General features: G+C 34.6%; 17 protein-coding genes and 6 pseudogenes. 12 read left to right on the top strand and 11 right to left on the bottom strand.

All coding sequences use genetic code 11. The annotated features are described in order from the left end of the window. Window positions 1-232: 232 nt before the first annotated feature. Window positions 233-1,295: pseudogene (locus OOK82_RS01055) on the top strand (IS256 family transposase). A gap of 41 nt (window positions 1,296-1,336) precedes the next feature. Here OOK82_RS01055 and OOK82_RS01050 read toward each other — a convergent pair. After that, entirely contained in the window at window positions 1,337-1,972 is a 636-nt protein-coding gene (locus OOK82_RS01050; protein WP_264686455.1) for a hypothetical protein, read from the bottom strand. Between the two features lie 161 nt (window positions 1,973-2,133). Here OOK82_RS01050 and ubiH point away from each other — a divergent pair, with 161 nt between their 5' ends. Together ubiH and OOK82_RS01040 are read left to right on the top strand one after the other, a co-directional pair. Beyond that, the gene (gene ubiH / locus OOK82_RS01045) at window positions 2,134-3,303 is read left to right on the top strand and encodes a 2-octaprenyl-6-methoxyphenyl hydroxylase (protein WP_264686456.1); all 1,170 of its coding nucleotides are present in this window, start codon (window positions 2,134-2,136) and stop codon (window positions 3,301-3,303) included. Window positions 3,304-3,349: 46 nt separating this feature from the next. Then, window positions 3,350-3,977 (top strand): annotated as a pseudogene (locus OOK82_RS01040) (IS6 family transposase). A 143-nt stretch (window positions 3,978-4,120) separates the two neighbouring features. On the opposite strand, the gene metG reads toward OOK82_RS01040, so the two are convergent. From metG to OOK82_RS01025, 3 genes are all read right to left on the bottom strand, one after another. Further along, entirely contained in the window at window positions 4,121-5,650 is a 1,530-nt protein-coding gene (gene metG, locus OOK82_RS01035) for a methionine--tRNA ligase (RefSeq protein ID WP_264375458.1), read from the bottom strand. Window positions 5,651-6,040: 390 nt separating this feature from the next. Then, window positions 6,041-6,934 carry a DUF1129 domain-containing protein gene (locus tag OOK82_RS01030; protein ID WP_264704290.1) on the bottom strand — a complete coding sequence of 298 codons (894 nt, stop codon included), beginning with the start codon at window positions 6,932-6,934 and terminating at the stop codon, window positions 6,041-6,043. An 81-nt stretch (window positions 6,935-7,015) separates the two neighbouring features. After that, window positions 7,016-8,419, bottom strand: coding sequence for an NAD(P)H-dependent flavin oxidoreductase (locus OOK82_RS01025; protein ID WP_264686461.1), 1,404 nt, complete (start codon window positions 8,417-8,419; stop codon window positions 7,016-7,018). Window positions 8,420-8,554: 135 nt separating this feature from the next. Here OOK82_RS01025 and coaE point away from each other — a divergent pair, with 135 nt between their 5' ends. After that, on the top strand, window positions 8,555-9,133 hold the full coding sequence (gene coaE, locus OOK82_RS01020; protein WP_264686462.1) for a dephospho-CoA kinase: 579 nt from the start codon (window positions 8,555-8,557) through the stop codon (window positions 9,131-9,133). 283 nt (window positions 9,134-9,416) lie between these two features. Here coaE and OOK82_RS01015 read toward each other — a convergent pair whose 3' ends face one another. From OOK82_RS01015 to OOK82_RS00990, 6 genes and pseudogenes are all read right to left on the bottom strand, one after another. Further along, window positions 9,417-10,595, bottom strand: a complete 1,179-nt coding sequence (locus tag OOK82_RS01015) for a ribonuclease D (RefSeq protein WP_029237687.1) — start codon at window positions 10,593-10,595, stop codon at window positions 9,417-9,419. A gap of 84 nt (window positions 10,596-10,679) precedes the next feature. Then, complete coding sequence (locus OOK82_RS01010) at window positions 10,680-11,999, bottom strand: dihydroorotase (protein WP_264686463.1); 1,320 nt, start codon at window positions 11,997-11,999, stop codon at window positions 10,680-10,682. A 104-nt stretch (window positions 12,000-12,103) separates the two neighbouring features. After that, a pseudogene (locus OOK82_RS01005) lies at window positions 12,104-12,361 on the bottom strand (TomO hydrophobic C-terminal domain-containing protein); the annotation flags it as partial. A gap of 132 nt (window positions 12,362-12,493) precedes the next feature. Then, window positions 12,494-13,121, bottom strand: a pseudogene (locus OOK82_RS01000) (IS6 family transposase). 300 nt (window positions 13,122-13,421) lie between these two features. Beyond that, on the bottom strand, window positions 13,422-13,772 hold the full coding sequence (locus tag OOK82_RS00995) for a transcriptional regulator (protein ID WP_264704654.1): 351 nt from the start codon (window positions 13,770-13,772) through the stop codon (window positions 13,422-13,424). A 16-nt stretch (window positions 13,773-13,788) separates the two neighbouring features. Continuing rightward, entirely contained in the window at window positions 13,789-14,334 is a 546-nt protein-coding gene (locus tag OOK82_RS00990; RefSeq protein WP_264686464.1) for a helix-turn-helix domain-containing protein, read from the bottom strand. A 129-nt stretch (window positions 14,335-14,463) separates the two neighbouring features. On the opposite strand from OOK82_RS00990, the gene OOK82_RS00985 reads away from it, so the two are divergent. From OOK82_RS00985 to OOK82_RS00950, 8 genes and pseudogenes are all read left to right on the top strand, one after another. Next, window positions 14,464-15,384, top strand: coding sequence for an Rpn family recombination-promoting nuclease/putative transposase (locus OOK82_RS00985; protein WP_264704288.1), 921 nt, complete (start codon window positions 14,464-14,466; stop codon window positions 15,382-15,384). 58 nt (window positions 15,385-15,442) lie between these two features. Next, a pseudogene (tnpA, locus tag OOK82_RS07745) lies at window positions 15,443-15,857 on the top strand (IS200/IS605 family transposase). A gap of 91 nt (window positions 15,858-15,948) precedes the next feature. Next, window positions 15,949-17,011: pseudogene (locus OOK82_RS00975) on the top strand (IS256 family transposase). Window positions 17,012-17,313: 302 nt separating this feature from the next. Continuing rightward, window positions 17,314-17,442: a hypothetical protein gene (locus OOK82_RS00970; RefSeq protein WP_264375850.1), complete on the top strand. Its 129-nt coding sequence runs from the start codon at window positions 17,314-17,316 to the stop codon at window positions 17,440-17,442. After that, the gene (locus OOK82_RS00965) at window positions 17,429-17,635 is read left to right on the top strand and encodes a hypothetical protein (RefSeq protein ID WP_264683336.1); all 207 of its coding nucleotides are present in this window, start codon (window positions 17,429-17,431) and stop codon (window positions 17,633-17,635) included. Before OOK82_RS00970 ends, OOK82_RS00965 begins: the two co-directional genes overlap by 14 nt. Before the next feature lie 175 nt (window positions 17,636-17,810). Further along, entirely contained in the window at window positions 17,811-18,344 is a 534-nt protein-coding gene (locus OOK82_RS00960; RefSeq protein ID WP_264374754.1) for an HK97 family phage prohead protease, read from the top strand. A 101-nt stretch (window positions 18,345-18,445) separates the two neighbouring features. Next, window positions 18,446-20,722, top strand: a complete 2,277-nt coding sequence (locus tag OOK82_RS00955; RefSeq protein ID WP_264704287.1) for a coiled-coil domain-containing protein — start codon at window positions 18,446-18,448, stop codon at window positions 20,720-20,722. A 35-nt stretch (window positions 20,723-20,757) separates the two neighbouring features. Next, window positions 20,758-21,987: an IS256 family transposase gene (locus OOK82_RS00950; RefSeq protein WP_264704249.1), complete on the top strand. Its 1,230-nt coding sequence runs from the start codon at window positions 20,758-20,760 to the stop codon at window positions 21,985-21,987. Between the two features lie 104 nt (window positions 21,988-22,091). On the opposite strand, the gene OOK82_RS00945 is transcribed toward OOK82_RS00950, so the two are convergent. Further along, complete coding sequence (locus OOK82_RS00945; RefSeq protein ID WP_264686469.1) at window positions 22,092-23,318, bottom strand: CCA tRNA nucleotidyltransferase; 1,227 nt, start codon at window positions 23,316-23,318, stop codon at window positions 22,092-22,094. Window positions 23,319-23,351 lie beyond the last annotated feature (33 nt).

Raw genomic sequence — 23,351 nt, 5'->3', positions numbered from 1 at the left:
AGTTGCATGGCTACTGTGCAAAATATTGAAGCAAAAAGGTTTCATCCCAGTACTTCCTACCTTGTCATCCCAGTGCTCAGACACTGGGATCCATTGTTCCTTTCGGGAGTGTTAAATAAACTGTGTCAAACCGAGAAGTAAAGTAATAAATTGATAAAAAAATGGAGGTTTGACAATGAGTCAAGCAAACACAACTACCGGTTTGGTAGACTATAAAGAATGAGAAACAAATATCTTATCATCTATACGAGAAGGAAGACCATTGACAGGAAGAGATGGAGCATTAACACCATTTATCAAAAAACTGCTAGAGGGAAGGCGAGATAGAAAACCATTTGTCGGCTGAAAGCGAAGAAAACAACCGAAGAAATTCAAAGACTTTACGGACAAGTATTTGAACTATTGACACCAAGAGATAGAGAAGGAAGTTTCGAGCCACAAGTAGTCAGAAAAAGGCAAACAACCGAACTTGAAGCAAAGGTTTTAAGTACATATGCCAGTGGCATGGGATATAGCATCGCATGTAGAAGAAATATAAAATATCTGCAGCAGAGATATCAAGTATTACTGACAAATTGTTACCGGTAATCAACGAATGGCGCAGTCGTCCGCTGCAATCTGTATATCCAATAGTGTTCATGGTTTTTTAAGGTCAAGGAGGACGGGCATTGTGTAAGCAAATGTATGTATAACATATTAGCAAAATGGCAGAAAAGAAGTTTTGGGTTTTTATTTGGCTGAAAGTGAAGTTCTGGTTGGGAGTACTAAATGACCTAAAGGAGAGAGGAGTAGATGATATTCTGATAGCTTGTGTTAAAAAGCTTTCCTACAGCTATAAATAGCGTATTTCCTAAAGCAGAAATGTATAGTACATCAGATAAGAAATTCACTGAAATATGTATCGAGCAAAAGTTTTCATGAATGATTTGAAAAAAACATATCAAGTAGAGAAATAGCCGAGAATTATTTACTTGAGCTAGAGGAAAAATGGGGAGAAAAATATACTTTAGTTTTGGGAGAATAATTGGGAAAATCTGTCTAGTTATTTTAAATATTCCGGCCCTGTAAGAAAGTTAATTTATACCACAAATCCTATTGAAGGGTTACATAGACAGATCAGAAAATTTACTAAAACTAAGGGCTCATTTACCAGCACAAATGCCTTGCATAAACAGGTATATTGTGCTATAAAGAAGGCAGGAGAGAAATGGACTATGCCTATACATGATTGGGCTTTAACTATCTCTCAACTTGATATCTTTTTTCCTGGTAGGTTAAAAATCGAGTTGAACTAAAAATGCGATTTGACACAGTTTATTTAACACTCCCTATTTCTCTAAAAAATACTATCTTCAACTTGAATATGTTGAAAAATATTTTGCGTATTATCCAAAAAGTCATCCTTTATAGCAGCTAGCTCGGATTGTTTTTGAGATAGATTATCTTCTATTGTTCTATTGAAACAATCAAGATCATTGCATTTTAGTTGAGAGTGCATGTCTCCATTTTCATATAAACCTCGTATAACGTCATAATATGCTCGAGTTTCATCAGTTTCTGGTTGTTGCTTTTCTTTGAGTATTGCCTTTAATTTCGAATCTATGTCTAATTCTTTTTTTATAGCTTCAGTAGCATTTTCATGATACTGTTTATAATCCTCAAGACTCTTTGATATTTTATTTTTTACTTCGTTTTGTAACATCCCTAGAAAATCTTTAGCGTGAGATTTTTCAATTTTTTCCTTCCACTCATCATACGTATATTCTTGTCGACTACCATATTTTGTATCTTGACACTCACTTCCTATGTTAAACAACTCTTTGTTACAGATTTTATCACCCTGATAAAAGTAATCGCTTATATTAATTTTATCGCTAGTTAAAGTTTGTCTAATTGCTGCTTTATTTTCTGCAAGTTCTTCTCTGTACTTGCTAATGCAATTTAGTAATTCTTTTTTGCAATCTGTAGTCATAAGCTGTTTCCTTTAATAAAATAAAACCTATTTTAGCATGAAATAATTAATACTTTATTACTAATCTGAGGTATACTAAGGTAGTGATAAGAAGTCCAGCATCTACAAAGTTTGTTTAAACTATTTTCAAAACGAATAAAATGTAATTTTAGGTAAATAAAATGAATTACGATGTAATCATTTCAGGTGGTGGGCTAATTGGTCTTATTACTGCTATTGGCCTGAGTAATGACTCTGTATCTGTAGCCGTAATTGAGAAAAATAGTTTACCACGTGCAGTTGATGATAATCGAGCATTTGCTATTTCTCAAGGGTCAAAAAAAATACTAGAAAAATTAGGAATTTGGCAGTTCTTAGAAGATGAAGCTGAACCAATACTTGATATATGCATATTAGATGGAGATAGCCCATTTACTGTTCATTATGACCATAAAATGGTTGGTGAAGAGCCAATGGGTTATGTAATCAAGAGCGCTATTATATGGAATGCAATTAATAATAATTTTTTGCATAAACTCAATATATATTCTCCACGTTTCTATAAAACAATCGCTTGTGACGAAGGATACGTGGAAGTTACTCTTGATAATGATCAAAAATTGATATCATCGCTATTTATCTGCGCTGAAGGTAAAAACTCTAAGCTGCCAGAGTTGTTTTCTATAACAATAATAAAATTTGATTATAAACAAAATAGCATGGTATTTAATGTAAAACATGAACTACATCACCAAAACTTAGCTGTAGAGAGGTTTTTTCCTGGTGGTCCATTTGCAATTTTGCCAATGAAAGGTGGCTATACTTCTTCAATAGTTTGGACAGAAAAATGCGAAATTTCAAAAATGCTGATGAGCTTATCTGAAGAGGAGTTTATCATAGAACTCAAAAAAAGATTTGGTTCTTATTTGGGAGAAATTGAATTAGAGGGTGAAAGAAAATCTTACCCTTTGAGTTTTACTTTTGCGAGAAAGCTTCATAAAAGCAGAATTTTGCTTATTGGCGATGCAGCACATTCAATCCATCCAGTTGCAGGTCAAGGACTTAACCTTGGAATGAGAGATGTAGAGAGTGTTATTAGACAAATAACTGCTGCAAAATCCTCTGGCATTGATGTTGGCAGTAATTATCTATTGAAGAAAATTTCACGTGATAGATACTTTGATAATTTTACTATGGCACTTGCAACTGATGGACTAAATAGAATATTTTCCAACAGAATACTTTGCGTTAAAGTTCTGAGCAATCTTGGTTTAATGGTAGTTGAAAATTCAGATTTTCTTAAAAAACGCTTCATTCGTCACGCTATGGGGTTGGTTCTGTCGCATTTGTAGGGAAGTAGAAAGAAGAATGATATAATTGTCTAAAAAAAAAGCAAAGATGTTTCGTATCAATCAAAAATTGTTGCCATATTTCAAAGGATTTAGCTTTTCAGCGGATGTTATCTGTATACATGAAATGTCGATTCTCTTTGAGCTATCGAGATTTGGAAGAAATGATGAGTATAAGGGGAGCAAAATGCTACGTTACAAAGGTGGGTTATCACCACTGATAGATGAGGCAGTAAGGAAAAGAAAGAAGCAGGTTGGTAGTAGTTGGAGAGACTTACATTAAATTAAACGGTAAATGGGTTTATTTATATACTGTAGACTTCCTCTTGTGTGTTAGTAGAGACAAGTCTGCAGCACTTGCATTCTTTCGTAAAGCCTTCAGGAGTAACTATCTTCCTGAGAAAATTGTAATTGATAAAAGCGGCAGTAATACTGCTGCTCTTGATGATTTGAATGCAGAAATTTCTGAAGATTACAGTTCTTCAAATAAAATATCTAAATAATATTGTTGATAGATTTATCAAAAAACTAATAAAGCCAATGCTTGGGTTTAAAAGCTTCCATTCCGCCAAGATTACCATCACAGGCATAGAAAATATTCGTATGATTCAAAAAAGACGAATTATTAAAATAATGTTTCTACTTTTGAGAATTTTGCTATGTTAATGGCTTCATAACTCCTATAATCCCACCTTTAATGATCTTCTTTCCTATGGTTTATAGATGCGACAGAACCTTTTTTTTGACTCTGTTGAATTAAAAAGGCTAACTACAGAACGGCCAACTCAGTCTAGTCTTGTAACGGCTTACTAAGGATTCTTTAAATATCGATCCTCAAAAAAATCGGCGTAGGTTTAGGCAGTGTAATGCCTAAGCTTACACATGCGTTGCACAGAGATTTTAAATCACGTTGTTCTTTTGGAATTTGCAACTGATCGAGTATCATTTTTGCTGACTTTGGAGCAATTGGCTGCAGCAAAATGCCAATCATTCTAATGTATTCAAGTAATTTGTAGATTACTAAATCCATGCGCTCTCTATCGGTTTTACTGAGTGTCCAGGGTGCACTTTTATCTATGTAAGCATTGGCCTTGGAAGAGATATTGATAATCAGGAGTATAATCTGGTTAAATTCATACTTTGATAGATGATCCATTACTTGATCAATTATGGCTTTGCAATTTGGTAAACTCTCATCATCTTTAAGCAAATTGCGATCGACCACTGGTACAACTCCAAAGCATTGCTTGTGCAGAAATGAAATTGTTCTTTGCACTAAATTGCCTATATTGTTTGCCAGCTCTGAGTTTATGCGGCTGATCATGTTCTTCTTACTGAAATTACCATCTTGACCGAAACTTGCTTCCCGAAGGAGAAAATAGCGTAGTTGATCAACACCAAACTCTTCTGCCAGACCAATTGGATCTATAACGTTACCAAGGGATTTGGATATTTTTTCCCCCTCGTTCAGCCACCAACCATGAACTGCAATTTGCTTTGGCAGTGATAAATCTGCTGCAAGGAGGATCGCTGGCCAGTATACAGCGTGAAAACGCAATATGTCTTTACCGATCACATGAACGTTGAAGGAGTTTGTCCAAAATTTCTTATATTCCTCATCTTCTATATTAGGAAAGCCTATTGATGTGAGATAGTTAGTGAGCGCATCTATCCAAACATAAATTACGTGCTTGTCATTCCCTGGTACTTTTATTCCCCAATTAAAACTAGTACGAGAAATCGAAAGGTCAGTAAGTCCTGATTTTACAAACGATACCACCTCGTTTTTTCTGCTCTCAGGAAAGATGAAATTCGGCTGATTTTCGTATAACTCTAGTAATTTATTTTGCCAACTTGACAAACGAAAAAAGTAGCTCTCTTCTTTTATCCACTGAACTTCAGCACCTGTTGGTGCTCTGCCATCTATCAACTCTGATTCCTGATAAAACGCTTCATCACGAACTGAATACCAACCTGAGTAAGAATCCAGATATATTTGCCCTCTCTCTTCAAGCCTATTCCATAAAGCTATAACTGCTTTTTCATGACGTTCTTCTGTGGTGCGAATAAAATCATCATAATCAAAGTTCATTAGCTCAGCCAATTTTCTGAACGTAACACTTATTTCATCTGTAAATTCTTTTGGCTCTATTCCCTTTACCTTAGCCGCTTTTTCAATTTTCTGTCCATGTTCATCTGTACCAGTGGTAAATTTGACGTTCTTTCCAGCTAATTTCATAAATCTAGCTGTAACATCACAGATAAGGGAAGTATATGCGTGGCCGATATGTGGCTTGTCGTTTACGTAATATATTGGCGTAGTGATGTAAAAGCTCTCAAATTGCTCCATTTTGTACTGTTTAAAGCTTTATCGTATCTGCACTAGTAATAAAAATCAATATATATCCTATCGTACAAGCAATCTGAAAAGCCATTATACCGCTGCGTTTTGCAGCGGTATAATGTGAGTAACTTACGTTTGAGTTGCTATGATATTGTTGTCCATAACTTCACAACTGTACAAACATTCGTCTGTGAAAGCAGTGTGTTAAATATTATAGCAGATTTTGCCTCAAACACAAAAATGTCATCCCAGTGCCCAGACACTGGGATCCAGAAGAATTAATTGTAAACAAACGACTATACAACATGTTCAATAAAATTACAAAAAAGCTGGATTCCAGTGTCAAGCACTGGAATGACACTATTTGCTGTACAATTTACCTTCTAAAATCAATGTTCATACATTACATCCATGATTTCCAGAATGTTTTTCCGCATTAGAATGAGAAAACAACCCACCAGGTCTGGTGTTATCATAAGAAGGAGCACTTGAAACAGTATTAGGGTAAGGAGGTGGTGGTGAATCATAACCTCCACAACTACGCCCTTGTCCAGGATAGCTATCTACCGCTTCTTCAGCCTTCTTAATATTTTCTGACTCTTTCTTATGTTTCATATGAAAAGCCACACCACCAGCAAGACACACAAGAGAATTAATGCCAAGAATGACTAAACCCCAAACTGGTAAGACTGGGTTAATAGCGCAACCTATCAAAGCTGCTAAAGAAATTGCACCAACTGCAAATTCTATATTTCTGAACATTTTAAGTTGACTATCTAGATAATCTATTTTTTCTGACTTTCTAGCCGTTTTTTCGCTGCTGTTGTACCAAACACACATTAAAGCATGGAAAGCAACACACGCAACTACAGCTACTATCCCTAAAGCTAATAATTTCCTGCTGTCTTCTGAGTCTTTTTTCTTATCTTCTCTGCTTTGGTAGCCAACAGTATCAAAACCAGGGTTATTTATAACTGTAGTACGACCACCAAACAGGTTGCTAAGTAGTAAATAATCCCAAAAATCTAAACCTCTATTATCGTTTATATGTACGTGCGTGACTTGAGGGCCTGTAGTTTGTTGCCTATTGCTTCTATCATATTCTGTACTGTTCTGCTCATTAGTTAGATTACTGAGCTTAAATTCCTTATACGCATCTTCAAAAATTTTATCACTCCAGTTCTCAATATTTTGCATACCACGAGAACGTAAAAATTCTTGAACACCATTGTCACTGCCATTTTCTTTTATATAGGCAAGTGCATACCTTTTTAAAACACTACTACGCATAAAAATTCCCCCAGAATTAAGATTAAATTAATAAAGAATTATTATAACAGAGTAACGTTTTCTTGTCAATTCAACCATACCCTAATACCCAGTTAATATCCTTTCCACCAATTCTTTTACTGTCGGTACGTAGCCATTCTCATAAAATGGGTCTTGCTTAAATCTGTAAACATTGTGTCCAGAAAACATGAGTTCATTTTCAACATTGCCGTCATGTACAATGTTTTGCAGTGTCTTTTGTATACAGAAACTCCGTGGATCTGGCTTTCGCCCTGTTGAATGGTCACCATGATCTTTCCAATTGCTAAACAGACAATGGCTCAAACATCCCATGCAATTAATTTGATCTTGTCTTATCTCCGCAAATTTGCTTGGTGTCACAAAAATAACAGTTGTATCTGGAGTTTTCATTGCCTCTGTATAACCTTCCTGAGTCCACTTATCTGCCAGTTCTTTGTCTTGTGCAGTAAGGTAAATCTTTCTACCTCTGCTGCCCATTGCAAATTCATTGTTAAACTCTCCGCTTGCACTTTCCGAAAATTTTATTTGACGTGAATTCCTCTCCTGTAGCTCACGTATGAAGTTATTTCTTACTGCAGATGAGTAAAACCCTGTTGGACTAAATTTGTTTAAAAATACATCACCTTCTTCTAAAGTAAGTAACTTCTTTTTCCACTCTGTAGAAATCGGGCTTTCTTTTGTTAAAAGTGGACGAGTACCAAGCTGAAAAGCTATTGGTCCGATTTGTAAATTGTCAAACCAATGTTCCCAATCCTTCAAATGCCACACTCCCCCTGCCATAACAATTGGCGTTTCAGCAAGACCAACTTCGTTCATGAAAGATCTAAGCTCTGCAACTCTTTCAAATGGAGCCTGTAGTAATTCCGGATCTTCACTATTACTTAGTCCATTGTGACCACCAGCAAGCCACGGATCCTCGTATACTACTCCACCAAGTAAAAAAGAAGATATTTTTTGGTAAGCACGTTTCCATAACGCTTTAAAAGCGCGTGCTGATGAGATAATAGGGTAATAATAAACTTGATATTTAGCTGCAATTTCTCCGAGTCTGTAAGGCATACCAGCACCGCAAGTGATGCCATGAACTAAGCCTTTTGCTTTTTCTAATATGCCATGAAGCACTTGTTCTGCTGCCCCCATTTCCCAAAGTACATTCATATGTACTCTCCCATGGCCTTTTGATATTTCATTTGCTATTCTTGCTTGACTAACTCCAGCCTCAATGCTATATTTAATTAGCTCTTCGTGCTTTTCATTTCTTGTTTTGCCTTTATAAATTAGTGGTACCAGCTCGCCATTGTCATCGATAAGTTTAGCATTTGCACCAGAAAACGTACCAACAGCATCCGCTGCAGCAAATGCCCCACTTGACCTTCCATCACTAATTGCAATACCTTTACCGCCCTCGATGATTGGCCACACTTCTTTTCCTGAAATCAATATCTTTTTTATCTTATTTTTCAAAATCTCCTCTTAATCTTTCACTCTATTTTACTTAATTGCTAAAAAAATAATAGCTTTTCTTTTGATACGCATGAATTCAGTTTTAAATAGACATAGCAGCTACTATAAATATAGTTTTACAAGGAATTTTGCTATATGATCATAGGTTTAACAGGTGGGATTGCAGTTGGAAAGAGCTTTGTAGCCAATTGCTTTAAAGAATTTGGTGCCGCTTTGTTTGATGCTGACTCTGTCGTGCACCAGCTTTATAAAGTGGACAAAAACATAATAAGTTATGCAGAAGAAAAATTTCCTGGGGTGATAGTAAATGGTGAAATAGACAGAGCAGTATTGTCTAAATATTTTTTGGCCTACGATGAAAATTGGAAGCAATTTCAATCTTTAGTGCATTCTGCTGTGCAGAGTGAATTAGCAATTTTTATTGCTCAGGAGAAAAAAAATGATAGAAAATCTCTAGTTCTAGACATTCCACTCTTGCTGGAAACAAGATTCCGTTTATATTGCGATTTTATTGTTTTTATCCATGCAGATAGCGCTGTACAAGCTCAAAGGCTCAGTGAGCGTAATATGGATAAAGAAAAGCTGAATCTAATGTCCAGTATTCAGCTACCTATTGAAGAAAAAAGGCAAATGAGTGATTTCATCATCGATACCAGCGCAAATGTTTTTTCTCAAGTAAAAAAAATAGTGGATTCATTAAACCTAAACACGTAGCTTTACGTCATACCGTCACTTGGCCGCTAACAAGCAGCGGGATGACGGTTGTCAGGGTAGCTGTCATCCCAGTAGCCTCCCTCTCCTGTCATCCCAGTGCTTGACACTGGGATCTAGCTTTTTGGTAATTTTATCGAAAATGTTTGCTCGTTTACAATCAATTTTCCTGGATCCCAGTGTCTGGGCACTTGGGATGACACCCTACTTAACCGTCATACCGCCGCGGTATCTCTTAGCCACTAACACGTAGCGGGATGACGATTGTCGATAAATCTAAGTTACTTTAGCAACAGTTATTCTCCACCAGATTACTCCGAATTTTAGCTGTACTATCAGCAGATTTTACCATTAAAATCTCAAACCTTGAGCCTGCGTTCAAAAATGATTCAACTGACTTACCGAAAAAATCATATCTCCACCCCTTGAATAGTTTATCTATCTGCCCAGATATTGAACCAGCTAACTCATCTTTTGATGAAACTAACTTTCTTGATATGTTATTTTCCTTACATTTGCTCTCTAAAATAATCGAGAGTATATCAAATACAGATTTATCATAATTATCTGACAGAGTATAATTTTGCTGCACAAACTCCTTCTCATTCTCATTGAAAATATTCATAAATTCTAATAAATCTTCCTCTTTTATATTTTTTGTGTTCCTCTCAAGATCATCTAAAACCTCGTCAATACGCTCCACATTTTTTTCAATAAGACCAATTATTACAGCATTATTAATTACTTTATTACGATTGATGTTATAGCGTTGTGCTAAAGTCTCTTGCCACTCACTCACTGCTTTAACAACTAACATTAGCCTCGGATTTGCTTCATAGTTAAATTTAATCCTCCTCCATGCATCTTTTGGACTATGCAAATACTTATTTATATCAACCAATAATTCCATCTCTTCTTGAAACCAACTCATCCTATTACTTTCTTCAAGTTTATTGCACAATATTTGGTATAGATCATATAGATATACCACGTCGTTTATTGCATAGTCTAGTTGATCCTCAGACAATGGACGCCTTAACCAGTCTGAATTTTTAGCTTTAATTTTATCCAGTGCTATTCCTTGATATTGCTCTACTACTTTTGAATAACCAATAAAGTCATGATAATAATGGCAAAACATAGCAGCAACTTGGGTATCAAAAATAGGAGTGGGAACACATTTAAACACAGTGAGTAAGGATTCTATATCCTGCCGGCAGCTATGAAACACTTTGATTATTCCCTGATTTAGCATCATTTTCTTAATGAATGATAAATCAATTTCTGGCACTAATGCATCTACAATAAAACTCTTCTCTCCGTAAGAAATTTGAATTAACGATAATTTTGGGTAGTAGGTTAAATTATTTCTAATGAACTCCGTGTCAATTGCTATAAATTTTGGATCTTTTTCCATCAATTCTTTACATGCATTTTCCAGTTCCGATGTCGTACTAATTAGCATATATTTTTTATTCAGTGGCTATATTTTACCACTTATATTAAATCTTTACAATTGATTGAAATTGAGAGCACAATTGTATAATAACTAACTCTTCTGTAAATATACAGTTTTGCCAGACACAACGGTACGTACTACGTGCCCTTTCACTTTGCGTCCACCGAAAGGCGAATTCTTTGATTTACTAGCAAAGTTGTCAACTTTAATTTCCCATTCATGATCCAAATCAACTAAAATTAAGTCCGCTACAAGGTTTTTCTGTATGCGGCCACGTGGCATATGTATGATATCTGCAGGCTTATATGTCAATTTTGCAAGCACATCAAGTAGACCCATTTGTCCACTATGATATAGTTCAAGTGAAAGGGGCAGCATTGTTTCAAGGCCAATAATACCAAATGCAGCATTTTCAAGTGGCAGATCTTTAGAACTAAGATCATGCGGAGCATGATCGGTTGCAATGCAATCAATCACACCTGTCTTTAAACCTTCAATCATAGCTAAACGATCCTCTTCAGTGCGAAGCGGCGGGTTCATTTTTGCGATTGCTCCGTGTTGTTTTACTATATCTTCAGTTAAAGTAAAGTGATGAGGAGTTACTTCACACGTAACATTTAATCCCAAATCTTTTGCACGTTTAATAGCATCAAGTGAATCTTTTGAAGAGACATGTAAAATATGGTAGTGTACATTTTCTATGTTCTTCATTAGCAGTATATCACGAGTTACCATAACCGATTCCGATGCACTCAAGATTCCCTTTACTCCCAATTCTTCAGAAATCTTACCCTCGTTAATTACGCCACCAGCAGATAGATTCAAATCCTCTGCGTGTTGAGCAATAGGAACACCAAGCATACTTGAATAAAGCAGTGCCTGTCTCATAATCATTGGATTCATAACTGGCATACCATCATCGGTGAACCCAACTGCACCTGCTTCCTTTAAGAGTGCCATTTCAGTTAATTTTTCTTCCGAAGTGGTGATTTTAGCGTAAAATTGAACATTCACATGCGAAGTTTCAAATGCTCTATATTTCAAATACTTAGCGAAGACAACACTATCAATCGCTGGAACAGTGTTTGGCTGGCAAACTACAGTTGTAACGCCCCCTGCAGCTGCAGATTTGCTGCCTGTATGTATAGTTTCTTTATGCTCTTGACCTGGTTCACGAAAATGTACGTGAATGTCAATAAGGCCTGGCATTAGAACAAGCCCTTTACAGTCTATTATTTCATCAACTCCACTTGTTGAAAATAATGATTCGCCAAAATCAACAATTTTACCCCCTTCAGTCAATAATGAACCTTTTATATCAAGTTTAGTTTCCGGGTCAATAATACGAGCATTGGTATACGCAATTTTATAGCCTTCCTTTTGCCCTGTCTGCAATAAATTCCAAATCATATTTGAGTATCGATTATAAAATAAATCTAAAGTTTTTTTAGTAAAATACAACCAAATTAAAGTGATGATATAAAACTAGCAATAAAGAATATTTAAATTAATACTCAAGCAGCTATTCTATAACTACCATTTTCGATTTCAACGTTATTAAGTGCGGTATTTGCGTTATAAGAACAGTAACATCCTACTGCAAGAAAAGTTAATGCAGCTACAGCAAGCGAAACACACATTGCTAAATGAACCATTGTTAGACTTGTACCAACAGCAAATGCTCCAGATAATACAAAAGAAACAGAAGCATAATTACCTTGCCTTTTACTATAAATTTTTGCTTTCAAGAATTTTTCATTTAGCTCTTCATCCTTGCTTTCAGATTGTTTCTATTGAGTTACTTCATCAGTTAGACCTTGCCTTGTATCATTCAGCTGCCCTTCCGGTTCTGTCGCATCTATAAACCATAGGAAAGAAGATCATTAAAGGTGGGATTATAGGAGTTATGAAGCCATTAACATAGCAAAATTCTCAAAAGTAGAAACATTATTTTAATAATTCGTCTTTTTTGAATCATACGAATATTTTCTATGCCTGTGATGGTAATCTTGGCGGAATGGAAGCTTTTAAACCCAAGCATTGGCTTTATTAGTTTTTTGATAAATCTATCAACAATATTATTTAGATATTTTATTTGAAGAACTGTAATCTTCAGAAATTTCTGCATTCAAATCATCAAGAGCAGCAGTATTACTGCCGCTTTTATCAATTACAATTTTCTCAGGAAGATAGTTACTCCTGAAGGCTTTACGAAAGAATGCAAGTGCTGCAGACTTGTCTCTACTAACACACAAGAGGAAGTCTACAGTATATAAATAAACCCATTTACCGTTTAATTTAATGTAAGTCTCTCCAACTACTACCAACCTGCTTCTTTCTTTTCCTTACTGCCTCATCTATCAGTGGTGATAACCCACCTTTGTAACGTAGCATTTTGCTCCCCTTATACTCATCATTTCTTCCAAATCTCGATAGCTCAAAGAGAATCGACATTTCATGTATACAGATAACATCCGCTGAAAAGCTAAATCCTTTGAAATATGGCAACAATTTTTGATTGATACGAAACATCTTTGCTTTTTTTTTAGACAATTATATCATTCTTCTTTCTACTTCCCTACAAATGCGACAGAACCCTTTGTAGTACTCTCTCAATTTCTTCTGTAAGTTTTTTACCATTATTCATAAAATATACTCCTCGTTAATAACAAATTGTTTTTAATTATTTACTGCTGTTTTTTATCAGCATTGGCATAAGGCCATAGCTTTCGAGTGAAGTCAAATCAATTTTTCAATCTTTTTTACTTATTTTTTCATCAAGAAATTAAGATATTAATAGATGCTTATTTTATCTAATTGAAAATTAATTCTTTATGTAAAAGAAGTTGTTACTATTTTAGAAATAACATCAGTAGAAAAACCTAACTTGAGTAAATTATTTGCAACTTTCATTTCCTCTACTTTATCAATCTTCTCTTTGTAAATTTGCTTTCTTTGCAATAAAAATTCTACCCATATATTCAGTTCATCTAGTGATTCTTGATTATCAATTTTTCTATATTCTCTTGCCCAACTTAATAATTCATTTTCTGCTTCACCATCTTTGCAATCATTTTCTTTATATTCCTTTATCAAATCTTCAACATCCACTGATAATTCTCTTACTATTTTCCATAACCTTTCACTTAAAATCGTAACACTCCCTTGCTCGTAGTGATGTATCTGTGAGGGTCCTATATTAAGCTTTTTTGCTAATTCTTCTTGCGTATAGCCTCTTCCACTTTTTTATCTCTTGTCCTCTGTTTGGCTCGTATCTCTCTTTATCAGCATATTCTTCGGTTGATAAGCCTGTTGCTTGATAGATAATCTCAGTATCAAGCCCTACCTTAACTAGATCCTTTGCAATTTTTATTCTTGCTGCTTTTATATTACTTTCTTCCTCAGTTCGGATAGATTTGGTTAATGCATAAATTGCTTTGCGTCCTTCTATTCTTTTGTATTTTTCTATGAAATTATACATTTCCTGGATCTTAGCTTTATCAAAACAACTGTTTTCTTTTAGTACTTTTTGTCTTGGAAAGAGATTTCTAATAGGAATTGATAACACCTCTGCTATAACTTTTAGCTTTTCAGTTGGAATGCCACATGTTCCTTGCTCATATCTTAGCAGTGTATGATAGTTTATGCCTGCCTTTTCTGCTAAGTTTTTCAGGGTATATTTTTGTTTTAACCCCCAGCTCCTTACTTTTTGTGCTATCTGGTACCTTATCGAGATGTTTATCATAAATATTATACAGGTTAATACTACCAAATAAAGATATACAAAAGGGATGCTTCTTTCTATGTTTGAATTTTAGTTGAATATTTCTTCACAATTGTGTATAATTATTAATGCTTTTTAAGTGGATTTTCTATGGCTCTCTCAAGATTTTTAGATCCTAAGCTTGATTTAACATTTAAGAAAATTTTTGGTACTGAAAAAAATAAGAATATCCTTATCCACTTTTTGAATGATATTTTGGGGTTTACTGAAATAAATACTATACAAGAAGTTGAATTCCTTAGCACCATTATGGACCCTGAAATTGCCTCTGATAAGCAGAGTATTGTCGATGTTCTGTGCAGAGATTCTACTGGGGCCAGATACGTGATTGAGATGCAACTCGCTCGTGATAAAGGCTTCGAAAAACGGGCTCAATTATATGATGCTAAGGCTTACTCAAGGCAGGCTGATAAAGGTGGTAAGTACATTGATTTAAAGAAGGTTTTCTTTATTGCTATTTCTAACTGTAATTTATTTCCTGATAAGCTTGATTATATATCTAGCCATACCATAAGAGATGAAAAAACTAACGAGCATGACTTAAAAGATTTTCAATTTATTTTCATTGAGTTACCAAAGTTTCCTAAGAGTAGAGAAGAGCAGCTAGAAAATGTAGTAGATCGTTGGCTATTTTTCTTCAAATATGCAGAAGAAACGACCGATGAAGATTTAAGAAAAATAGCAGAAAAATCACCAATAATAAAGCTAGCATATGATGAGTTAGATAAGTTTCATTGGAATGAGAAGGATCTTATAGCTTATGAAGAAAGGGTAATGGATTTACAGAAAGAAGCTGCTATCTTAGAACAAAAACTCGATGATGCTACTCAAAAAGGCATCCAAATCGGCCATAAAAAAGGTAAAGCGGAAGGTAGGGAAGAGGGCGAAAAACAGGCTAAAATAGCAGTGGCAAAAAATTTACTTGAAGCTGGTGTATCTATTGACTTAATAGCTGAATCTACTGGTCTTCCTCAAGCTGACATTACACAACTTAAGGAAGAAATTTTTTAGTGTCCCCCTTCGGGGATTGTCCCGCCTTGAGGCGAAGGGCAAGTTACAATAGTCGCGTATGCGACGTTATGGGTATAATGCACACTCTAAGTACGATATGAAAGTACACTTGGTATGATATCGCAAAAGGGTGCTAATAGGCCAAATTGCTGTTAGAGTTAGGGAGCTGTTAAGGCAGGTTACTATGGAAAATGAGATCCAAATTATCTCAGGCAAAGTTGCAGTAGATCATATTCATATGTTTATATCATATAAACCACAGCAAAGTGTTAGTAAAATTGTACAATTTTTGAAAGGAACAAGTTCAAGGTTGCTGATGCAAGATTTTGCAAGTCTAAGTAAGCAATTTTGGGGCAGGCACCTTTGGGCACGTGGATATTGAGCCGTAAGTTCTGACAGACGAGGTTATACAAGAGTACATATCTATCCAGAAGGCGGGAGTGTTAAATAAACTGTGTCAAACCGAGAAGTAAAGTAATAAATTGATAAAAAAATGGAGGTTTGACAATGAGTCAAGCAAACACAACTACCGGTTTGGTAGACTATAAAGAATGAGAAACAAATATCTTATCATCTATACGAGAAGGAAGACCATTGACAGGAAGAGATGGAGCATTAACACCATTTATCAAAAAACTGCTAGAGGGAAGGCGAGATAGAAAACCATTTGTCGGCTGAAAGCGAAGAAAACAACCGAAGAAATTCAAAGACTTTACGGACAAGTATTTGAACTATTGACACCAAGAGATAGAGAAGGAAGTTTCGAGCCACAAGTAGTCAGAAAAAGGCAAACAACCGAACTTGAAGCAAAGGTTTTAAGTACATATGCCAGTGGCATGGGATATAGCATCGCATGTAGAAGAAATATAAAATATCTGCAGCAGAGATATCAAGTATTACTGACAAATTGTTACCGGTAATCAACGAATGGCGCAGTCGTCCGCTGCAATCTGTATATCCAATAGTGTTCATGGTTTTTTAAGGTCAAGGAGGACGGGCATTGTGTAAGCAAATGTATGTATAACATATTAGCAAAATGGCAGAAAAGAAGTTTTGGGTTTTTATTTGGCTGAAAGTGAAGTTCTGGTTGGGAGTACTAAATGACCTAAAGGAGAGAGGAGTAGATGATATTCTGATAGCTTGTGTTAAAAAGCTTTCCTACAGCTATAAATAGCGTATTTCCTAAAGCAGAAATGTATAGTACATCAGATAAGAAATTCACTGAAATATGTATCGAGCAAAAGTTTTCATGAATGATTTGAAAAAAACATATCAAGTAGAGAAATAGCCGAGAATTATTTACTTGAGCTAGAGGAAAAATGGGGAGAAAAATATACTTTAGTTTTGGGAGAATAATTGGGAAAATCTGTCTAGTTATTTTAAATATTCCGGCCCTGTAAGAAAGTTAATTTATACCACAAATCCTATTGAAGGGTTACATAGACAGATCAGAAAATTTACTAAAACTAAGGGCTCATTTACCAGCACAAATGCCTTGCATAAACAGGTATATTGTGCTATAAAGAAGGCAGGAGAGAAATGGACTATGCCTATACATGATTGGGCTTTAACTATCTCTCAACTTGATATCTTTTTTCCTGGTAGGTTAAAAATCGAGTTGAACTAAAAATGCGATTTGACACAGTTTATTTAACACTCCCGAAAATGCTACCACTGAACAACAAAATATTCAAGGACAGAGCATATAGCTACTTTTACCGTTATCCCAGTGTTGTAAAACTGGGGTAACACCTTCCGCTACGCAAATCACCTACAAAACACAATCTTTTTATTCCCCCAAACAATTAGTTGTGAATTTAAGCAATCATATTAATATAGTAAATATTTACTTAATATACTAGTATTTACCTTGACTAAACAATTATAGTGCTGTATGATTTGTACTTAAGCTTTAATAGTGAGGTGTTGATGGACACACAAGAATTAGAAAACTTACAGAAAAGTTCATCAACAAAATCCCAAGATGCTGAGGAGAAAACATCAGAAGAGTTGGAAAGAAATTTAAACCCGAATGAAGCCAATAATGATATATTCTAAAATCTATCAAGAATACGAGGGAGAAACATGGACAGAGTCATTAATGAATGGTTTTATAGCAGCTGTTTCTTTGGGATTTGGCTTCCTTCTAGGAAAAATAATTACTCCTACAAACGAAGCTGTTTCTACAAATCTAGAAAACGCTGCTGTTGAACAACCCAATGTGCAACAAACCCTACCCTTATATATATAAAATGACAAATTTTATAACTAAAAAAGTACTTCCCCATTTTCAAAGCACTGCATACAATAGAATTATATTGCAGTGCCTTATACTCATCCTGAGATATAGGAAAACAATCTATACAACATTTTAAGCTGGCTCAGAGCGCTGGCAAACCCAATACCATAATTTACAAGGAGGACTTATGAATAAGAAATTTCTCTATTCACCATTGTCAATAAAAAGCATAGAAGAAAACGGAGTATTTTCTGGCTATGCGAGCGTTTTTAATATAGTTGATAAGCAAAATGATCTGATATTACCAGGAGCATTTAAGAATAACTTAAATAAAAGTCAGATAAAACTTCTTTGGCAGCACAATCCGAGCGAGCCTATAGGTAATATTACGGATATTTGCGAAAATGATGTTGGCCTATATATAACTGCACATTTGCTTTTTGGTATTCAAAAAGCAGAGGAAGCATATTTAATGCTCAAAACTGGAACTATTAACGGGCTTTCGATTGGCTATATACCAATAGAGTATGATGTTGATCATGAAAGCGGAGCTCGAGTGTTAAAACAAGTGGAGCTATGGGAAGTTAGTTTAGTCACTTTCCCTGCAAATTTGTCAGCTCAGGTAATCAATGTGAAGAATCATTACAATGAACAAGAAATGTTAGCAAGAGCAATAGAAAAAGCAAATTCTGTGCTTACGAACATGTGTATTTCTACTTAAAATCTATAAAAATTTTCACACAATTTAACATTTATATTATTATTTATTTAATAATTATATTAATATATATAACTTCAATACTTTAAAAATTAGGTAATTTTATGCTAAATGCTAACAATAAGGTTAATTACGAACCTAGTATTAAACAAAAGGAAAAAAAATACAGCTTATCCACTGTGCTTGCTTGGCTATATCTAAAAACAATCGGACGAATATTGCCAGGGAGATGGAATAAATGGGCAGAGAATATCCTACACCACAATAAAGTTATTGTGAATAATGGAGTTCAAACTGATGCTCCCGAAGTAGTAGATCAAAGTGTTCAAATTTCTGAAGTTGTAGCACAAGAGGTCCAAAGTAAAATAATTAGTGAAGGTAAAACTACATTTAAAGATACAGAAATTCAGACTGAATTTGTTGAGACAGAGGATAAGAATGAAAAATTAAAGGAGCAACTGGAAGGTGTAAGTCAGGCACTAGAGGTGTTCATTGAGCTCTGTAATAATCAAGCAGAGTATATTGAAAATTTACAATTAGAGAGTGATTTTTTAAAAGAGGAAAAAGAACAATTAAACTCCTTAATTAAAAAACTTAAAGAGAGTTATAAAGAATTAGCAAAAGTTGCACGAAAAAGAGGAGAAGAATTTTTAGTACAGTTGAAGAAAAAGTCTGAAGAGATATTACGTTTGCAGAAAGAATTAACTGAGCGCAGTAAAGAATTTGCAAATAAAATAGAAATGCTCTCAGTAAGGGTAGAAGAAAAAGATGGGGAAATAGGTAGATTAACGCAATTAAATGAAGTATTAGAACAAGAGAAAAAGGAAATGGAGACTAAAAATAACGAACAAAAGCAAGTTATATCTGATCTAGAGAAAAGAATAAAAGAGCAAGAGGATTTAATAAAGTCATTTCATGAAAATAAAGATATAAATGAAACTGTGAAGAAAGAGAATGAAAACCTACGAGTGCAAAAAACAGAACTTGAGAATGAAGTTAGTAAGTTAAAAAACGAATTTGATACTAAAATAAAGCAATTAAATGAACAAAAAAAAGCAGAATTAGAGCAAGCTAAGAAAAAAGATGCTGAATTTAGAAAAAAATTGGAAAGTGCTCAGCAACAATTAGAGCAAGAAAAGACTAATCTAAATACCATTGAAAAAAAGAAACAAGATTTAGAAAGTGAAATTAATGAATTGAAAGAACAAGCTAAGGGAAAAGATGCTGAAGTAGAGAATCTTAAACAACAATTAGAGAAAGACAAAAGTGATTCAATTAGTAAACTAAATGCTACTGAAACAGAGAAAAAAGAATTAGAAAGTAAGATTACTAGTCTACAAGAACAAGTACAGGCATTAGAAAAAAGTAAAGAGTGGGAATCAGCGGGAATAGATGATAGCTTAAAGGAAACTCATTCGAATCTGACAGAAATGTTAAAAGAAGAACTTGCAAAGCAAGAGAAGCAGATTAAGCAGTTACAAGAGGAACATAAGCAAGCAGAAAATCGATCGAAAATTGATATTACAAAACTACAGGAAGAAAATAAAGGTCTGTTAGCTGAAATAGATCAATTAAAGAGAAGCTTATCAAGCACGCCAAAGCAGTTGGAGCAACAGCAATTGTCAAATAATCAAGAACAACAAAAGTTACAAAACAAGCAAAAAGACGCTAGTAAAAAGCCAGAAGATATTAATAAAAAAACTAAAGCAGATACAAAGAGTATTTTTTCTACTTCTGGTTCTGTGAAGTCAAAATTTTCAAATACTTTATCTAAGCTTCGCGGGAATGACAGTCTCGATAAATTTTTATCTGATCAAAATACAAAGTTGAAAAAAAGTTTTCCTGAATTTGAAGGAAAACACTTTTGCCATAACGTGCTTGATGAAACTATAAAATCTTTATCAAATCAAGGTGATGGTAAACTTGAAAGTGATAAATTACTTGAGTTATTGAAAAGTAATTTGATGAAATCTGGAAGAGCGATTATAGAAATTAAGGTTAACACAGTTGTTGAAAAAGTTGGTAAAAAGCATTCTATCGAACAGGTAATTTTTGTTCAAGAGTGTGCAAAAGGGTTATATTTAAATGAAGAAGATAGTCAAGCAATAATAAGTTCCTTAATGGAATTTTTAGCTCACAAAAATAATAGCAATAATGATTCAGTCAAAAAATTTGTTGTGCAGAAGTTAACGGAAGCTGAAATGAAATGTTTTTCAGATAAGATTCAAGGATTACAACTAGCATCAAGCATACGAGATAAATTTTTATCTCCAGATCAGAAAATGTGCGTTCAAACTTCAAAAGAAAACAATGAATATGAATTAACAGATAAAGCTAAAAAAGAGGGAATGTTCAAAAAAGTGTGTCAAACCGAGAAATAAAAATAAAATAGAAACAAAAAATAGAGGTTTGATATATGAGTTACAAAATAGAAAATGGAACGACTGGCCTGGTAGATTACAAAGAGCTGGAAGCAAATATACTGTCATCAATAAGGGAAGGTAAACCATTGATGGGGAGAGATGGAGCATTAACACCATTTGTAAAAAGGCTGCTGGAAGCAAGTCTAGAAGGTGAAATAGAGCATCATTTATCCAATGAAAGAGAAGAAAAGAATCGAAGAAACGGAAAGAATGGCAAAACTTTGAAGACGAGTGCAGGTTCATTTGAACTATTGACACCAAGAGATAGAGAGGGAAGTTTCGAACCACAGATAGTGAAAAAAAGGCAAACAACAGAACTTGAAACAAAGGTCTTGAACATGTTTGCAAGCGGTGTGGGATACAGGGATATAGCATCCTATGTGGAAGAAATCTATGACCATAAAATATCTGCAGCAGAGATATCTGGAATTACAGATAAATTACTGCCTATAATCAATGAATGGAGGAGTCGTCCCCTACAATCAGTATACCCGATAGTATTTATGGATGGGATGTTTTTTAAGGTCAAAGAGAATGGACATTGCATAAGTAAATGCATGTACAATATATTAGGAATAGACCAAAATGGCAGAAAAGAAGTACTGGGTTTTTACTTAGCAGAAAGTGAGGGAGCTAACTTCTGGCTAGGCGTATTAAATGACTTAAAAGAGAGAGGAGTAGAAGACATTTTGATAGCTTGTGTTGACGGTCTGAAAAGCTTCCCTACAGCTATAAATAGCGTATTTCCCAATGCTGAGGTACAGTTATGCATTGTGCACCAAATAAGAAATTCACTAAAATACGTATCCAGCAAAGATATAAAAGTTTTTATGAATGATTTGAAAAAAATATACCGTGCTACAAGTAGAGAAATCGCCGAAAATTATTTACTTGAACTGGAGGAAAAATGGGGTGAAAAATATCCTTTAGTCATAAAATCGTGGCAAAACAATTGGGAAAATTTGTCTAGTTATTTTAAGTATTCTGGCCCTGTTAGAAGGCTAATTTATACCACCAATCCAATTGAGGGGTTGCACAGACAAATCAGAAAATTTACTAAAACCAAAGGTTCATTTACCAGTACAAATGCCTTGTACAAATTGGTATATTGTGCTATAAAAAAGATAGAGCAAAAATGGGCTATGGCTTTGCCTAATTGGGCTCTAACTATATCTCAACTTGATATCTTTTTTCCTGATAGGTTAAAAATTGAGTTGAACTAAAAATTCGCTTTGACACACTTTTTTGAACATTCCCAAAAAAGAATACGAATTAACACCTAACTCTTCCATGCGTCACACTACTTCATCAAACATTCAGAGAGTAACTAGAGTAGGCTCTTAGCATAAAGTATCAGCTCCTCCTTTGTTAAAGTGTAGGAGCTGTCTTCCCAATGTTGTCGTAGCAATTCCAAGTTTCTACCTAAACTTTTCCCTGGTTGATGACCTATAGTTATTAAATCATCACCAGATAAAGGAAATTTTGGAATGTTAAACATCTTAGCAAATGAAATATACTCATCAACATTTATTCCAGACTCAATACCACAAATCTTCATTAAGTCACAATATAATTCCTTACCAAATAAAGATATGTATTTCTTTTGCTCTTTTTCTGAAAGCTCTGTTTTGATATTGTTTGATAATAAAAATAATATTTTTTTCTTTTGCTTATTTGAAAGACGTAGAAGTTTGCTTACATATTCTCCAAGATTAAGCCTATCTTCAGCAGTCCTAAGAAGCAGCGCTAATTTTGTTAGTGCATCGATTGTGGGATCTAGGAAAGGCGTATGGACATACGCTGAGGGTTTTGTAGGAGGTTTAGTGTTGATAAGAAGTGGTGAAGATAAAATTTCGCATTTTACTTCTTTTGGAATAATTTTTTGTAAAACATCAGATTTTTGCATGCTCTTAAGTGTTGGAGCAGGATCATTGCATTCCAAGAGTTTAAATATTTCTTCTCTTATTCTCTCTCCAGAGAGGTTTTGAATCATGTGTGAATGCTTTTTGCACACATCCAATATTTCATCACTTAAATCTCCTATGCATATTTTAGCGTGAAAACGAAACGCTCTTAAAATACGTAGATAGTCTTCCTTAATCCTATCTTCAGCGTTACCTATAAAGTTTAACTTTCGTGCTTTTAAGTCCTGAATGCCACCAAAGTAGTCGTATATATGGCCATATTTGTCTGCATAAAGAGCATTAAACGTAAAGTCGCGCCTTGAAGCATCAGCTTGCCAATCATTAGTAAATTCTACCTTCGCATGTCTACCGTCACACTTTACATCATGCCTTAGCGTTGTAATCTCAAAGGATCTTTTATTTAAAATCGCAGTAATAGTTCCATGTTTTAAGCCAGTTGGAATAGTTTTTATATTACGGAGTTTTAACGCTTTAACTGCTTGATTAGGCAGCAGATTAGTAGCAAGATCGATGTCGTGAATGTCACGCTGTAAAATTGAATCTCTAACACATCCACCAACAAGCCTTGCCTCACCACCAAATTTCTCTATGGCCTCAATAATTACACTAGTTTCGTGATCAATTTGCATTTAGGTTACACATACTGAAAATCATGTTACAAA

Origin of the sequence: Wolbachia endosymbiont (group B) of Apotomis betuletana, assembly GCF_947250475.1 — a bacterium.
GTDB lineage: Bacteria > Pseudomonadota > Alphaproteobacteria > Rickettsiales > Anaplasmataceae > Wolbachia.
The sequence above is the reverse complement of the archived record's forward strand: the minus strand, read 5'-3'. Positions and strand labels throughout refer to the sequence as shown.

Coding starts and splice junctions, on each gene's coding strand:
- coaE (WP_264686462.1), top strand. CDS start 8,555: ATGATCATAGGTTTAACAGGTGGGATTGCAGTTGGAAAGAGCTTTGTA.
- OOK82_RS01010 (WP_264686463.1), bottom strand. CDS start 11,999: ATGATTTGGAATTTATTGCAGACAGGGCAAAAGGAAGGCTATAAAATT.
- OOK82_RS00985 (WP_264704288.1), top strand. CDS start 14,464: ATGGCTCTCTCAAGATTTTTAGATCCTAAGCTTGATTTAACATTTAAG.
- OOK82_RS00950 (WP_264704249.1), top strand. CDS start 20,758: ATGAGTTACAAAATAGAAAATGGAACGACTGGCCTGGTAGATTACAAA.
- OOK82_RS00955 (WP_264704287.1), top strand. CDS start 18,446: ATGCTAAATGCTAACAATAAGGTTAATTACGAACCTAGTATTAAACAA.
- OOK82_RS00965 (WP_264683336.1), top strand. CDS start 17,429: ATGATATATTCTAAAATCTATCAAGAATACGAGGGAGAAACATGGACA.
- metG (WP_264375458.1), bottom strand. CDS start 5,650: ATGGAGCAATTTGAGAGCTTTTACATCACTACGCCAATATATTACGTA.
- OOK82_RS00970 (WP_264375850.1), top strand. CDS start 17,314: ATGGACACACAAGAATTAGAAAACTTACAGAAAAGTTCATCAACAAAA.
- OOK82_RS00945 (WP_264686469.1), bottom strand. CDS start 23,318: ATGCAAATTGATCACGAAACTAGTGTAATTATTGAGGCCATAGAGAAA.
- OOK82_RS01015 (WP_029237687.1), bottom strand. CDS start 10,595: ATGCTAATTAGTACGACATCGGAACTGGAAAATGCATGTAAAGAATTG.
- OOK82_RS01030 (WP_264704290.1), bottom strand. CDS start 6,934: ATGCGTAGTAGTGTTTTAAAAAGGTATGCACTTGCCTATATAAAAGAA.
- OOK82_RS01050 (WP_264686455.1), bottom strand. CDS start 1,972: ATGACTACAGATTGCAAAAAAGAATTACTAAATTGCATTAGCAAGTAC.
- OOK82_RS00990 (WP_264686464.1), bottom strand. CDS start 14,334: ATGATAAACATCTCGATAAGGTACCAGATAGCACAAAAAGTAAGGAGC.
- ubiH (WP_264686456.1), top strand. CDS start 2,134: ATGAATTACGATGTAATCATTTCAGGTGGTGGGCTAATTGGTCTTATT.
- OOK82_RS00960 (WP_264374754.1), top strand. CDS start 17,811: ATGAATAAGAAATTTCTCTATTCACCATTGTCAATAAAAAGCATAGAA.